Source organism: Exiguobacterium sp. s121 (genome assembly GCF_018617245.1).
GTDB lineage: Bacteria > Bacillota > Bacilli > Exiguobacteriales > Exiguobacteriaceae > Exiguobacterium > Exiguobacterium profundum.
Genome location: NZ_JACSJV010000002.1, coordinates 121575 through 133877 on the forward strand (window position 1 = coordinate 121575; position 12303 = coordinate 133877).

The 12303-nt window shown below is 47.4% G+C and carries 15 protein-coding genes; 6 read left to right on the forward strand and 9 right to left on the reverse strand.

The genetic code is table 11. The features are described 5' to 3' along the window. Window positions 1–29 precede the first annotated feature (29 nt). Window positions 30–992 (forward strand): 2-hydroxyacid dehydrogenase, encoded by a 963-nt coding sequence (locus tag KOG47_RS10975; RefSeq protein ID WP_214691369.1) that lies wholly within the window; start codon window positions 30–32, stop codon window positions 990–992. A 41-nt stretch (window positions 993–1033) separates the two neighbouring features. Here KOG47_RS10975 and KOG47_RS10980 read toward each other — a convergent pair whose 3' ends face one another. The 4 genes from KOG47_RS10980 to mgsA all read right to left on the reverse strand — a co-directional run bounded on the left by KOG47_RS10980 (window position 1034) and on the right by mgsA (window position 3597). Continuing rightward, complete coding sequence (locus KOG47_RS10980; protein ID WP_074035122.1) at window positions 1034–1639, reverse strand: YflT domain-containing protein; 606 nt, start codon at window positions 1637–1639, stop codon at window positions 1034–1036. Window positions 1640–1651: 12 nt separating this feature from the next. After that, the gene (locus tag KOG47_RS10985; RefSeq protein ID WP_078146037.1) at window positions 1652–2167 is read right to left on the reverse strand and encodes a YflT domain-containing protein; all 516 of its coding nucleotides are present in this window, start codon (window positions 2165–2167) and stop codon (window positions 1652–1654) included. A gap of 111 nt (window positions 2168–2278) precedes the next feature. Further along, window positions 2279–3139, reverse strand: coding sequence for a hypothetical protein (locus tag KOG47_RS10990; RefSeq protein ID WP_078146038.1), 861 nt, complete (start codon window positions 3137–3139; stop codon window positions 2279–2281). A gap of 44 nt (window positions 3140–3183) precedes the next feature. Beyond that, window positions 3184–3597, reverse strand: coding sequence for a methylglyoxal synthase (gene mgsA, locus KOG47_RS10995; RefSeq protein WP_078146039.1), 414 nt, complete (start codon window positions 3595–3597; stop codon window positions 3184–3186). A 220-nt stretch (window positions 3598–3817) separates the two neighbouring features. Between mgsA and KOG47_RS11000 the strand changes: the two genes are divergently transcribed. Beyond that, a complete protein-coding gene (locus tag KOG47_RS11000; RefSeq protein WP_215244229.1) occupies window positions 3818–5569 on the forward strand; it encodes a mechanosensitive ion channel in 1752 nt (583 codons plus the stop codon). Window positions 5570–5672: 103 nt separating this feature from the next. Beyond that, window positions 5673–7151: an HD-GYP domain-containing protein gene (locus tag KOG47_RS11005; RefSeq protein ID WP_074035115.1), complete on the forward strand. Its 1479-nt coding sequence runs from the start codon at window positions 5673–5675 to the stop codon at window positions 7149–7151. 34 nt (window positions 7152–7185) lie between these two features. Here the strand turns inward: KOG47_RS11005 and KOG47_RS11010 are convergent, their stop codons facing one another. Continuing rightward, window positions 7186–7485 (reverse strand): AzlD domain-containing protein, encoded by a 300-nt coding sequence (locus tag KOG47_RS11010; protein WP_196431716.1) that lies wholly within the window; start codon window positions 7483–7485, stop codon window positions 7186–7188. Continuing rightward, complete coding sequence (locus tag KOG47_RS11015; RefSeq protein WP_215244230.1) at window positions 7482–8213, reverse strand: AzlC family ABC transporter permease; 732 nt, start codon at window positions 8211–8213, stop codon at window positions 7482–7484. Before KOG47_RS11015 ends, KOG47_RS11010 begins: the two co-directional genes overlap by 4 nt. Window positions 8214–8327: 114 nt before the next feature. On the opposite strand from KOG47_RS11015, the gene KOG47_RS11020 reads away from it, so the two are divergent. Continuing rightward, entirely contained in the window at window positions 8328–9029 is a 702-nt protein-coding gene (locus KOG47_RS11020) for a CBS domain-containing protein (protein WP_215244231.1), read from the forward strand. Here KOG47_RS11020 and KOG47_RS11025 read toward each other — a convergent pair. Both KOG47_RS11025 and KOG47_RS11030 read right to left on the reverse strand, forming a co-directional pair. Further along, window positions 9009–9347 carry an antibiotic biosynthesis monooxygenase gene (locus KOG47_RS11025; RefSeq protein ID WP_074035108.1) on the reverse strand — a complete coding sequence of 113 codons (339 nt, stop codon included), beginning with the start codon at window positions 9345–9347 and terminating at the stop codon, window positions 9009–9011. The genes KOG47_RS11020 and KOG47_RS11025 overlap by 21 nt on opposite strands. A gap of 76 nt (window positions 9348–9423) precedes the next feature. Next, entirely contained in the window at window positions 9424–10263 is an 840-nt protein-coding gene (locus KOG47_RS11030; protein WP_159563267.1) for a M15 family metallopeptidase, read from the reverse strand. Window positions 10264–10437: 174 nt separating this feature from the next. On the opposite strand from KOG47_RS11030, the gene KOG47_RS11035 reads away from it, so the two are divergent. After that, window positions 10438–10656, forward strand: a complete 219-nt coding sequence (locus tag KOG47_RS11035) for a hypothetical protein (RefSeq protein ID WP_015880340.1) — start codon at window positions 10438–10440, stop codon at window positions 10654–10656. A 55-nt stretch (window positions 10657–10711) separates the two neighbouring features. After that, entirely contained in the window at window positions 10712–11179 is a 468-nt protein-coding gene (locus KOG47_RS11040) for a hypothetical protein (RefSeq protein ID WP_214691365.1), read from the forward strand. A 17-nt stretch (window positions 11180–11196) separates the two neighbouring features. On the opposite strand, the gene KOG47_RS11045 is transcribed toward KOG47_RS11040, so the two are convergent. Beyond that, on the reverse strand, window positions 11197–12300 hold the full coding sequence (locus tag KOG47_RS11045) for a glycerol dehydrogenase (protein WP_215244232.1): 1104 nt from the start codon (window positions 12298–12300) through the stop codon (window positions 11197–11199). Window positions 12301–12303: the final 3 nt, after the last annotated feature.

Genomic DNA, 12303 nt, shown 5'->3' on the forward strand with positions numbered 1-12303 from the left:
TACAAGTAAGTGTAGAGAGGGGGAGAAAAATGAAAAAACGAATCTATATTACGCGTCGCTTGCCAGAAGAGGCAGTCGAACCGCTTCGCGATCAATACGATGTGCGCATGTGGAAGCATGAAGGGGAAAGTGTGCCGCGAGAGGTTCTTTTAGAAGAAGCGTCATCTGCGCATGCGCTCTGGACCATGCTCAGCGACACGATTGACCGTGAAGTGTTTGAGCGTGCCACACATTTAGAGGTCGTCTCCAATTTGGCGGTCGGATATAACAATATCGATTTGAACGCAGCGAAAGAGAATGGCGTCATCGTCACCAACACACCCGATGTCTTGACGGAAACGACAGCAGATTTGACGTTTGGTCTCATGATGATGACGGCACGACGTCTCGGAGAGGCGGAACGTGACTTGCGCGCCGGGGAGTGGAAGTCCTGGCTGCCGATGGGCTACGTCGGGATGGACCTTTATCAAGCGAAATTGGGTATCATCGGAATGGGGCGAATCGGTGAAGCGGTCGCACGTCGGGCAAGAGGATTTGACATGGAAGTTCTATACCATAACCGGACACGGCGACATGAGTCGGAGTCGATGTATGGCTTCACCTATGCGGAACTCGATGAACTATTGACACAATCCGATTTCGTCGTCGTTCTCGCACCGCTCACGGACGAGACACGGGGAATGCTCGGGGCTAAAGAGTTTGCCAAGATGAAGGAAACATCCATTTTCATCAATGTGGCTCGTGGAGAAATCATCGATGAACAGGCTCTATATGAAGCACTTAAAGCGAGGAAGATTTGGGGAGCGGGATTAGACGTATTCACAAAAGAACCAATCGACCTCGGTCATCCATTATTGACGCTTCCGAACGTGACGACATTACCGCATATCGGGAGTGCAACGATTCGGACACGTCTGGCGATGATGGCATTGAATCGAGATGCCATCACAAATGTGCTCGAAGGGAAAGAACCGAAGAATCGTTTGACGTAAGAAGAGCCTGACGCGGGTGCGTCAGGCTCTTTGTTACTATGTTAGAAACGTCGGATATTATCCGGATCTTCTACGTCATTTCGATAAGCACGATCATCGAGACCACGTAGTTTTTCCTCGCGATCTGGATTCTTCGTTTCTTTATCCAGTTTATCTTGCTCCGGGTCTACGGGATGGCTTGGGTCGACGGTCTGAGCCTCACGGTAAGGTTTTGAGTCGATTTCCAATCCATCGTCAGTATGACTACCGAGATGAGTCGATGATGCGTCTTGATATGGTTTCGAATCGACTGTCACCCCGTCTTGATGACGACGTTCAAAGTCTTCATCCACATAAACGAGGATTTTCCCGGCTTCTACATCGTCATAGTGACGTTTTACTTCCTCTTCGCTCAGTCCCATGTTGCGTAGACCAGCGTGCACGTCTTCATGACCGCTGAGGAACGCCCGAACCTTATCGAACCAGCTCGCTTGATGGGTCGCTTCCGTATGAACATCTGTATCACGTCTCAAAATCGAAACGTTGTCTTCATGTTTTGTGACGACATAAATGTGTGAGTCTTCATAACCTTTCGCTCGCAACTCCTCGATTTTCCCAAGTGCTGCATCCTGCGTATCGTGCATGCTGATAAATCGTTTCTCATTCATAGTCGTTCCTCCTTATAATCGGCGATGATCTTCTAATCCAGAATGACCGCGTACAATCGGATCATCCTTTGTACCACGTGGATTCTCGTCGTGATCGTTAAATGGTTTCGCGTCAAAGGCGATCCCATCCGCTTTTTCCCCTTTATCATGATCGAGCTCACTGTCTTTTTTATACATGTTCGGATAGCGGTCGTACGAGTGTCGATCGATGTAGAGTAAAATTTGTCCTTCATCGATTGCATCATAATACTGTTCCGCTTCGGCATCGTTTAGCCCCATATTCCGTAACTCATCACGAATGCGGTCACTTCCGTGTAGGAATGCTTTGACACGGTCAAGCCAATTGACGTCACGGATACCGGACTCGGCATTTACATCCGTGTGGTCACGTAACGCAGAAATTTCCCCGTCCCGCTTGGCGACAACATGCATATTTTTTTCAGCTTCCCCTGCAGCTTTCAGCTCTTCCACTTTGTGCATGACTTCCTGTTCTGTCTGGAACAGGCCAATCATTTTTCGTTCTGACATCGAATACCCCCTTTAGAATTTCCAATCTAAAACAAGCGTCACAATAGGAGTAATTTCCGTTCTCGCCATAATCGAAACAAAAAACGCCATCTCCTAAGAGGAGTGGCGTGGTTAGTAATAAAGCATGAGCGTATCGTCTCCGAGAGAACAACGTGTACTCTTCCAGACGAACTCGATTAATGTCCAGATGGCCATAAAGCCACTGATCGCCATTAAAATGAGCGCGTAGAGTGGGGTCAACTGAATGATGAATGACCAACCAATTGTCATTAAGAGCGGTTGAATCAGAAAGATAGACATGATGTAGACGACAACGATGAGCAAGGCGAACGCAATACGCCGACCGAGCGTCTGGATGTAATGTCGAAAACGGGTCAATATGCCGAAGATAGCACCGGTCACGAGGACGGGTAACAGGAAGGCCAGATAATCAATTGGATACGTCGACATGGGGGCGGTGAATAGTCGACCGCTAAAGACATCGTCAATCACGAGCAGTAAGTTGGCGTAGGCAAATGCCAAAATCATACCTAGTAGCCAGCCGAAGCGGTTCCAAATCGTACGAGACGATTTGAGTGCTTCAATTTTTGTGTAGGCGAGGAAGGCAAGGTCGCGCACTTCGATTTCTTTTAACGAAAGCTTGGCTTCGTCCAATTGATTGACGGCCCAATCGAATTCCCGGTTTGCTTGCGCTTTTTCATGAGGTTTTAATTCATCCGAGGCATCAATCAACACGTGATAGCGTCGACGATATTCTTCATTTGTTTCGGGTTGTTCAATGAGGAAACGAGCGTATTCCTGAGGATCTTGGTTTAAAAGACTTTCGAGCGACTGACCACTTTTCTCTGCATGCCGGATATATCCAGCAAGTGCGAGTAGATGGCGATCCGCTTCTGCCTCATTTCCAAGTAGTTCGATGAGGCGCTGGCGCACGTCGTTAAAGAACTGTTGGACGTTCGGGTCGTGAATCATATTCGGTTCCAGGGAGATTCCTCTCCTTTCTTGGTTTGTCATGGTCAAGCCGGAGGTTCGTCGTTATGAGAAAGTTTAAGTGACTCGAAATCACCTTGCTCGATACTTCGAATCAAAATTTCGCTTCCACCCATATTTGTCGAAAGCGGGATGGAGTAGACGTCACAAAGACGCATCAATGCGCTCACATCCGGTTCATGAGGTTGAGCAGTTAATGGGTCTCTGAAAAAGATGATCATATCCATCTCCCCGCGTGCGACGGCAGCACCGATTTCTTGGTCCCCTCCAAGCGGTCCGGATCGGAAGCAATGGACAGGCAAGCCGGTCGCTTCAGCGATTCGCTTACCCGTTGTACCGGTCGCAAACAACTGATGTTTCTTTAGTATATGGGTGTAAGTTTTAATGAGGACGATTAAATCATCTTTCTTCTTGTCGTGAGCCACTAAAGCGATATTCATCCTAAATTCCTCCTAACATGACGTCTCTTGTTATTCGTATCATATCTCGCATCATTTGACACGATTTCTCTCTTAATAACGTACCCATTTCCAATGAATCGTAATAGTCTGTAAACGAATTGACTTACAGTTCAGGTTTGATGGTTTTGAAATATAGGTATGTATGAAATAGCACTGTTAAATAAAAACAATCATTTCGTGTGAAAAGGAGGAAAATTTGATGAACAACACAACGTATAACTTCAATACGTTCATGTCATGGTTACCAGAGCTTTTGCTGGCAATTGTTATTCTCGTAGTCGGTTATATCTTGGCGAAAGTATTGGAAAACGTGACACGTAAAGCATTGAAGAAAGCCCGATTGGATGAGCGGGCGGGTATTAAAAAAGATGGGGAGAAAGGAGAAAAGTGGACGCCTGAACGCATTATTGGAAAAGTGGTGTTCTTTGGCGTATTACTCCTCGCATTCCTGATTATCTTTGAATTCATGAACATTCCAGCCATTACGCAGCCATTCAGTCAGATTTATGAAGGATTCTCTGGATTGATTATCGGTGTCATCAAAGCCGGCTTGATTTTATTGGTCGCTTGGGTCATCGCCACCTTATTGAAAAAGGGAATTCAGATGGCGGGACATCGTTTGAATTTGAGCAAGCTGATGGAAAAAACGGGACAAGAATCGACAAGTGTCAACCAAACGAAGTGGGTCGACACGGTCGCGAACATCGTCTTCTATCTCGTGCTCTTATTGGCGTTACCTGCTGTACTTGATGCACTTGGACTTCGTGGGGTCAGCGGACCATTCGAAGATTTATTGAACAGTTTCCTCGGATTCATTCCGAAACTTGTCGCAGCAGCGCTCATTTTTGCAATCGGGTATGTGGTTGCGAAGATTGTCCGCGACATTTTGACGAAATTCCTCGAAGCTGCAGGACTAGATCGCTTGGCAGAGCGATTCCATCTATCTGATTACGTGAAGGGATCGAGTCTTGCGAAAGCAATCGGTACAATCGTCTTCATCTTCATCATGATTCCGGTCACCATTTCAGCACTTGAGGCGCTCGATATTCGAGGGATCTCGGAACCAGCGATTGCGATGCTCAATGATGTACTGGTCATGATTCCAGACATTCTCGTTGCGATCGTCCTCGTCCTCGTCGGGGTGTTCGTTGCAAAATGGTTGAAAGAGGTCGTTGTATCACTTCTTGAAAATCTTGGCGTCAACTCGTTGGCTCAAAAAATGGGCTTCGGGGAACGTGCGTCTTCGATGTCAATTGCCCAAGTGGTCGGTGTCATTGTCCAAGTAATCGTGATCTTGCTCTTCGTATCCGAAGCGCTTCAAGTCGCGAATCTTGAGTTCATGGCATCCCTCGCAACAGCCATCTTTGCTTACTTGCCGATGGTCATTGCAGCACTCATTATCTTGGCAGTCGGATTTTGGTTGGCGAACATGGCAGAGCGCTTAGTTGGAAGTGTACTTGTTGATGGAGCTGGACAACCGAGTGCGCTTCGCTACGTAGCGAAGTATGCGATTCTCGGACTCGTCTTCTTCATGGCAATTAGTCAGCTCGGCATCGCACCGATGATTGTCAATACAGCATTCCTTCTTATTCTTGGAGCTGTTGCCCTTGCCTTCGGTCTTGCTTTCGGTCTTGGTGGTCGCGAGACGGCGGCACGTTATTTGAAAAAGGCAGAGCGACGCATTGATGAAACGGAAGTTTCAAAAGAAGGTCTCGAGCAGGAGAAAGAACAGATGAGCCGCGAAGCGGAAGCTGCAAAACAACAAGCGAAGCAAGGCGTGGAGCAGTCGAAACATGAAGCGGAACAATCGAAACACGAGTTGAAGCGAGATGTTCAAAATCCAAAAGTTGACCATGTTGATGGACCGGAACCGAATCCGTTCCATGAAAACATCACTCCGGATCAGGACAATCGATCACTTGATGATAACGATGGTCCGTTACGCCCATAATCGATGCTTGAACGGGTCTCCTACAAGGAGATCCGTTTTTTTGTGTTCAACTCAAGCATAAATCTGGTCGATAGTAAAAGAAAAGAGTGTAGGGGTGAGGGGAATGTTTGAACGTTTTCAACGGACGCTCGTGATGAACTATATCATCGGCTCAGGTTTGGCCGTCTTTGGAGTAGGTGGTGTCTTTATTTTTCAAACGCTTGACCTGTCCATTCGAGAGATTTTACTACTGTTAGGAATCATGTTGGGGTCAGGGATAGTTATGATTTTCTCAGAACTACTCTTATACCGTCGCCACATTCGACCGATACGACAGCTTTTTATGACCGAATCCCCATCGATTGACGAATTGACGTCGGCATTCGAACAAGCGAGTAGATTCCCGATTTTAACAGTGCAACGGATTTTAGGTCCCCATTTGTTTGGATTATCCATCCCGTCAATTGGTTTAACCGCCGTTTTTATTCAGATGGGGTGGATTGACTTACCTTATCGTTTGATCGGCTTGGCTGCAATCGGGGCCGTCATGATTGCAGTACTACATGCCTTGATTGAATATTTTTTGACGGTTCGATCGGTTGAGCCATTACTTGTATACATGAAAGAAAGGCATCTCGAACTTTATCATCTGCCTATTCATGCAACGTATCGATCATTTAGTGTCCGAACTAAATTATTGATCAGTATGCTCATTACGGGTATCTTTCCTATCATGTTGTTCATGTTGGCGTCGAGTGTCCAATTGTCGACTTCGACTCGAACGGATACGTATTGGAATTGGGCGCTCGTGATTCTTGTCATCATCGTTGGAATTGCGGTGTTATGCAGTTTCTTACTCTATGACAACATCAAACGTCCGATTGGATTTTTGACGTCCGGCATCGAACAGATGGAGTCGGGACAACTTCAGAAAATCGAGAATCCGTACTTAGATGAGTTCGCCCAACTGATTGGGGGATTCAATCAAATGGTTGAGACGGTAACTGCTCGTGAACAAGAAAACGCACAGCTGTTAGACAGCCTCTTCATTTTATTCGCAGCAACGCTCGATGCACGTGATCCCTACACAGCAGGTCATTCGGAGCGTGTCGCGATGTATTCCGTTGAGCTTGCTCGCGCCATTGGCTTACCGCATGCACAAGTCGATTTACTCAACAAGTCGGCACTTCTACATGACATCGGGAAAATTGGAATTCGAGATGACGTCCTACTAAAAGAAGGGAAGCTGACAGACGAAGAGTTTTCAAAAATTCAAGAACATCCGACCATTGGCATCCATATTTTGAGTCAAATTCATTTACCTGCATCGCTTCAACCGATTTTAGCCGGAGTTCGATCGCACCACGAACGAATCGATGGGAAAGGATACCCGGACCGCTTACATGCGGTCGACATTCCGTTATTCGGAAGAATCATGGCGATTGCCGATGCTTATGATGCCATGACATCAGATCGACCCTATCGGTCAGGGATGCCAGTGGAAAAGGCGCTTTCCATATTGGAGAGCGGTCGGGGAACACAATGGGACGCGGAATTTGTGGACGTATTCGTCCAGCTTCGTCGTCAGGCCATATCAGCATAAGAAAAGGAGCAGCACCTCGTGTGCCGCTCCTTTGTCATATAGTTTGAAAGGCATATACCCCGAATACAGCTCCAATGACGACAACGACGAGGTTGACCCGTAGTAGCGCCAGGAAAGTGGCAACCACTCCTCCGAATAAGGCAGACGAGGTGGTGGTCGTGGAGGATAGGACGCCCGGAAAAATCAAACTAGCCAGTACCGCATACGGGATGAAGGAAAGAAATCGTTTCATATATGCCGGTAACGCCAATTCCTTTAGCCAGAGTAGCGGGACGAGGCGAGGGATATACGTGACAAGTGCCAATCCTAGAACGAGTAGAAACAACGATATCATGTGACCTCTTCCTCCTTAAATACGAAAGCACCGATTCCGGCTGCGACAACGGTCGCGACGATGATTCGAATCCCATCTGAGATTGAGACGAACGGGGTGATGACCCAATGGAGTATGGCTTGAATAATGATAGCTAAGCTTGCTACCACGAAGACGGGACGAGTCGTTAATGATGGAACGAGTAACCCGATGAACATCGCATATAGCGCAATCCCCATACTCGCCTGTAATGTGCTTGGAAGACCGAAGGCGAGGAAGACCCCCATCCACGTCCCGACATTCCAAGCAAGAAATGCGATTGTATTCAACCCGAGCACGAACATACCGGAACGGGCCTCTTGACGAGTAGAGGCGATGCTGAACGTTTCGTCGGTCACACCAAACGCGATGGTAGCCAATAGTCTTCGAGATGTACTCTCAATCCGTTGGGATAGTGAGGCGGACATTAAAAAATGACGAGAGTTTAGAATGAACGTCGTCAAAATGATTTCCCAATACATCGAACCGGCCATCAGAAGTTGTACCGTAATGAACTGACTTGCCCCGGCAAAGATCAAAAAGGACATCGATAATGTGATAGCATTCGGCAAGTTGAAAGATTGTGCCAAAAGACCGAAGGCAATCGCAATCGGGATATATCCGATGGCGACGGGAATGCCGGCGCGTAGTCCTGCGCGAAACGTGGGTTGCGGTGAAGTTGGTGATGTGGGATGAATCGAAGTCGCCATGATAGCCCTCCTCCATAATTAAGATGATTTCTATGTCATTCGGGATGAATAAACGGTTTCCTGCTCAAATGATAAAAAAGAGGGTATACATGTATCGTTAAGGAGGGTGATCACATGAGTCGTGCTGAAGAATTTTTGGCATCCTATCATCGAATCGAGGACTACTTGAGTCGAGAGATGGGAGATGGGCAACATTTCAGTTTTAGTAACATGGTGAATCGGTTAGCGAAACAAAATCCAATCATCGACCGGTATAAAGAAGATTTACATCAGATGAGTCAACTACGAAATGCCATCGTCCATGAGCGGCGTGAACCTGATTTTATTATCGCGGAGCCACACGAGTCGCTTGTTGCATTGATTTTAGAAGTAGAGCGAGAGCTCCTTCATCCACGTCTCGTCATTCCATTGTTTGCGAAATCGGTGGTGACGTTTCAGTCGGAAGATTTTTTGACGGAAGTACTCCGGGAGATTCGAGATAAAAATTATTCGCAATTCCCTGTATATCATGACAATGGGTCTTGGCGCGGACTGTTGACGAAAAAAGGAGTGACCAGTTGGCTAGCCGAAACAATCGACGGGCCCAACTTGTCACTCAAAGGAGTTCGGGTGAAGCACGTGCTCCACCACGATCCGCATATGCACCGGTATCGATTCATTCGAAAGGATTCGACCGTAATCGAGGCACAGCACTGCTTTACGCAAATGAAAGAGGGTGCACGATATGACGCCCTTCTGATTACAGAGACCGGAAATCCGGATGAACCGCTACTCGGCATCATCCGTCCTCAAGATTTATTGAACGCGCTCCGTTGAGGCGAGATGTTCAATGGCGACCTCATATTGGGTAACGGTGTTGCCGAGGACGATTGGTTTCACTTCTGAAGTCCCGTCATCACGTTTCTTATGGGCGTGCTTATAAGCATTGCTGTCGCGCCAGTTCTCAAAGCTGTCTGCATCACGCCACGTGGTCATGATGACGACATGATCCATCGCCTCATCAGACGTATCCGTCAACACTTGCATACGGACAAAGCCATCCATCGCTTCGATTCCTTTTGTCGTTTCGAAGCGTGCTTTGACCGCGTCGGCCTTTCCTTTTTCAACGTCTAGTTTGTTCATCACAATCCACATCCCACATTTCCCCCTATACGAATAAGATGACTCCATTATAACGTGAACAGGGAATTGCCTGAAAAAGGATGCTCACTCAACGTTTGCTCCACCATTCTTCGAACGCCCAGTTCTTCTGCTTCATCATCGTCGCTTCAGTGACACCGACATAACGCAAATGCCAAGGTTCGTAATTGTATCCCGTGATTTTCTCTTTTCCTTTTGGATAGCGGACGATAAATCCATAGAGATGGGCGTTTTGAAGCATCCATTTCCCTTCAGGCGATCGGTCGAAGGATTCATATAGCCCTAGACGCATGCGTTGACTCGTCATATCAACGGCGAGACCCGTTTGATGTTCACTATGACCGGGACGTGCCACATATTTTGAAGCATATGCGACCCCACGTGTGTTGACGTAATAGGCATAGAGTGACTTTTGTGTCGAGTAAGATCGGTAGGCGCTAAGGGCGTATAACGTATGACCTTGTTTCCGACCGGCGTAATATAGTTTAGCCAAAGCGTATGCTGCTTCCGCTGTCATCAAGGTCCGTTCACTCCCTTTTTGATAAACAGTTGGAATGGTTAATGTGACAAGTTGTGGGGAACGGTAAGTGGACGGGAGTGCATTCGCCTTGTTGACTAGTCGTAAACGGTCTGCAGAAGGCATTTTAGGGATGCCGGCTTTCAAGTTGGCAGAGGGAGTGAAGTACTTCGTATTTCCGATATAGACGTTCGACCAGCTCCGGTTATAGGTCGTGTAGCGGACCGGGACGTTCGTTCGTAGCGTCTTAAGAATTGGAGAAGATTGCATGGCACGACCGTACAAATACGTCGTTTTAATCGTATAACCTGGTTGTGGGGACGAGGATGCCGCTGTCACCGGCGACACTTGAAACAACAGCAAACAAATGATCAAGATACGCAAGGACTTCATGGCAAAACGCCTCCTCGAGAGTTAGATGATGTTCCTTTTCCCTTTTTTCTGAAAGAGTGCACATCTTTTATCCGCCCACAGGTCGGAAGAGGATACGCCTAGGGCCCGATGAAGGTGAGCATGAAATCCGATACAATAAAGATAACGAATGAGATCGTAGAGAGGAGTGAGCGAATGGAAGCTTTAATTGGGTTACCGCTCTTATTGCTCGTCCTATTCTTTGCCTTTTTATACTTTAATATTAAAGGGCTATCGAATATGTGGAAGGACTATAATCGAACGAAATCGATGATTCCGCTCGGATTCTTCATCGTCGGGATTATCGGGATTTTCACAGGAGTGTGGACGTGGCTCGTCATTTTGATTTATTACGTCGTCCGACCGAAAGACTAAACACTGTGTGCAGACGCATACGGTGTTTTTGCTATACTGAGGACGAGGTGTTGAGATGGAGAAATTGATAAAAGCATGGTTTATCGTGACGTTGATCACGTTCGGAATCTTTAAACTTGGTGAAGTGATGACGACCCCTTACTCGGAAACACCGAGTGAAGGGAATCTTTACTGGATTGTTCTCTTAATTGGATGGCCGTTTCTGTTGTTGTTTATTTGGATCACCGTTCGTTTGACACATCGAGTCGTCGCATCCGTGCGACCGTTTGGAAAGGTCAGTTTAGCGATCGGAAGTTTCGTCATGGCCGGTATAGCTTGGATGACTAACCAATCACAGGCGACGTCTCTTCGAGAAGGGATTCGTTTATCAGCCAATGAGTCGTACGCAGAAGGATGGAACCAGTTCACGAATATCATCTATATGAACCAGCTGACGTTCTTCCTTTTGACGGTCAGTTGTATGGGAGTCGGAATTCTCTCATCATTCTTCCTGAACAAAAAACAGCGAGACGAAGCCGTTTGAGCTTCGTCTCGCTGTTTTTATAGGTGTTCTTTATAAAGACGTGCATAGCGATCCGCAGCGATAATGGCGTCAGCAACTTCTTCAGGTGTAACATCGAAACCGCTATGAATCGTTTCGCCATCTGCCGTGGCCGCTTTCCCGACCTTCAAGATATCGTCTCGAGATGCATCTTTCAATTTGATATCTTCAAGTGTGACCGGTAAGTCGAGTGCCATATAAAAGGCAACATACTGCTCGAACTCTTCTTGAGGGCGTCCTTCGAGTGCGAGTTGCACGAGTGTTCCAAATGCAACTTTTTCACCGTGCGTCAAATGGTGGATGTCTCCTTCAAGTGCGGTGAATCCATTGTGAATGGCATGGGCTGCAGCCAAGCCACCACTTTCAAAGCCGAGCCCGCTCAATAAGGTGTTGGCTTCCACAACAGCTTCAAGCGCAGGTGTGACGACTTTTGCTTTCACAGCTTCATACGCTTGAATCCCATATGTGAATAGAACCTCTTCACACCGTTCGGCAATCGCCTCCGCCGCAAGTGTCGGGACACCGCCAGCCATCGTCTTGCCTCCGAATGCCAGGACACTTCGCACTTCCACCCACGTGGCCAATGCATCGGCAATACCTGACGCTAAGAAGCGTGGCGGTGCTTGTGCAATCAATTCCGTATCCACAAGGACGAGATCCGGATTCTTTTTATAGAAACGGTAGCTTTCGAAATTGCCTTCATCTGTATATATGACCGACAATGCGCTCGTCGGTGCATCCGTAGAGGCGATGGTCGGTACAATGACGATACGCGCATCCAATTCATCTGCGACCGCTTTTGCTGTATCGAGCGTTTTCCCACCGCCGAGACCGATAACAAACGCTGTTTCATGCTTCTTAGCGTCTGTAGCGATTCGAGTGATTTCGTGCTTCGACGCTTCTCCGACGAAATCAGCTTTCGTCGCTTTGAGCTGACTCGCTTGCAGAGACTGGGTCACCCGTTCGCCAATCAACTCCCATACGACGTCATCCGCGATAAGTAACGCGTTGGAACCGAAGTGAGCGACAAACTCTCCGATGCGATCAATCGTTTGTTTCCCTTGCACATACTTGGCCGGACTGATGAAAATGCGTTCTGACATAGT

Bases quoted from the DNA above. Each gene is read 5' to 3' on its own strand.
- KOG47_RS11010 (WP_196431716.1), bottom strand. From the start codon at position 7,485: ATGATATCGTTGTTTCTACTCGTTCTAGGATTGGCACTTGTCACGTAT.
- KOG47_RS11030 (WP_159563267.1), bottom strand. From the start codon at position 10,263: ATGAAGTCCTTGCGTATCTTGATCATTTGTTTGCTGTTGTTTCAAGTG.
- KOG47_RS11045 (WP_215244232.1), bottom strand. From the start codon at position 12,300: ATGTCAGAACGCATTTTCATCAGTCCGGCCAAGTATGTGCAAGGGAAA.
- KOG47_RS11035 (WP_015880340.1), top strand. From the start codon at position 10,438: ATGGAAGCTTTAATTGGGTTACCGCTCTTATTGCTCGTCCTATTCTTT.
- KOG47_RS11020 (WP_215244231.1), top strand. From the start codon at position 8,328: ATGAGTCGTGCTGAAGAATTTTTGGCATCCTATCATCGAATCGAGGAC.
- KOG47_RS11000 (WP_215244229.1), top strand. From the start codon at position 3,818: ATGAACAACACAACGTATAACTTCAATACGTTCATGTCATGGTTACCA.
- KOG47_RS10975 (WP_214691369.1), top strand. From the start codon at position 30: ATGAAAAAACGAATCTATATTACGCGTCGCTTGCCAGAAGAGGCAGTC.
- mgsA (WP_078146039.1), bottom strand. From the start codon at position 3,597: ATGAATATCGCTTTAGTGGCTCACGACAAGAAGAAAGATGATTTAATC.
- KOG47_RS11015 (WP_215244230.1), bottom strand. From the start codon at position 8,213: ATGGCGACTTCGATTCATCCCACATCACCAACTTCACCGCAACCCACG.
- KOG47_RS10980 (WP_074035122.1), bottom strand. From the start codon at position 1,639: ATGAATGAGAAACGATTTATCAGCATGCACGATACGCAGGATGCAGCA.
- KOG47_RS11040 (WP_214691365.1), top strand. From the start codon at position 10,712: ATGGAGAAATTGATAAAAGCATGGTTTATCGTGACGTTGATCACGTTC.
- KOG47_RS11005 (WP_074035115.1), top strand. From the start codon at position 5,673: ATGTTTGAACGTTTTCAACGGACGCTCGTGATGAACTATATCATCGGC.
- KOG47_RS11025 (WP_074035108.1), bottom strand. From the start codon at position 9,347: ATGTGGATTGTGATGAACAAACTAGACGTTGAAAAAGGAAAGGCCGAC.
- KOG47_RS10985 (WP_078146037.1), bottom strand. From the start codon at position 2,167: ATGTCAGAACGAAAAATGATTGGCCTGTTCCAGACAGAACAGGAAGTC.
- KOG47_RS10990 (WP_078146038.1), bottom strand. From the start codon at position 3,139: ATGATTCACGACCCGAACGTCCAACAGTTCTTTAACGACGTGCGCCAG.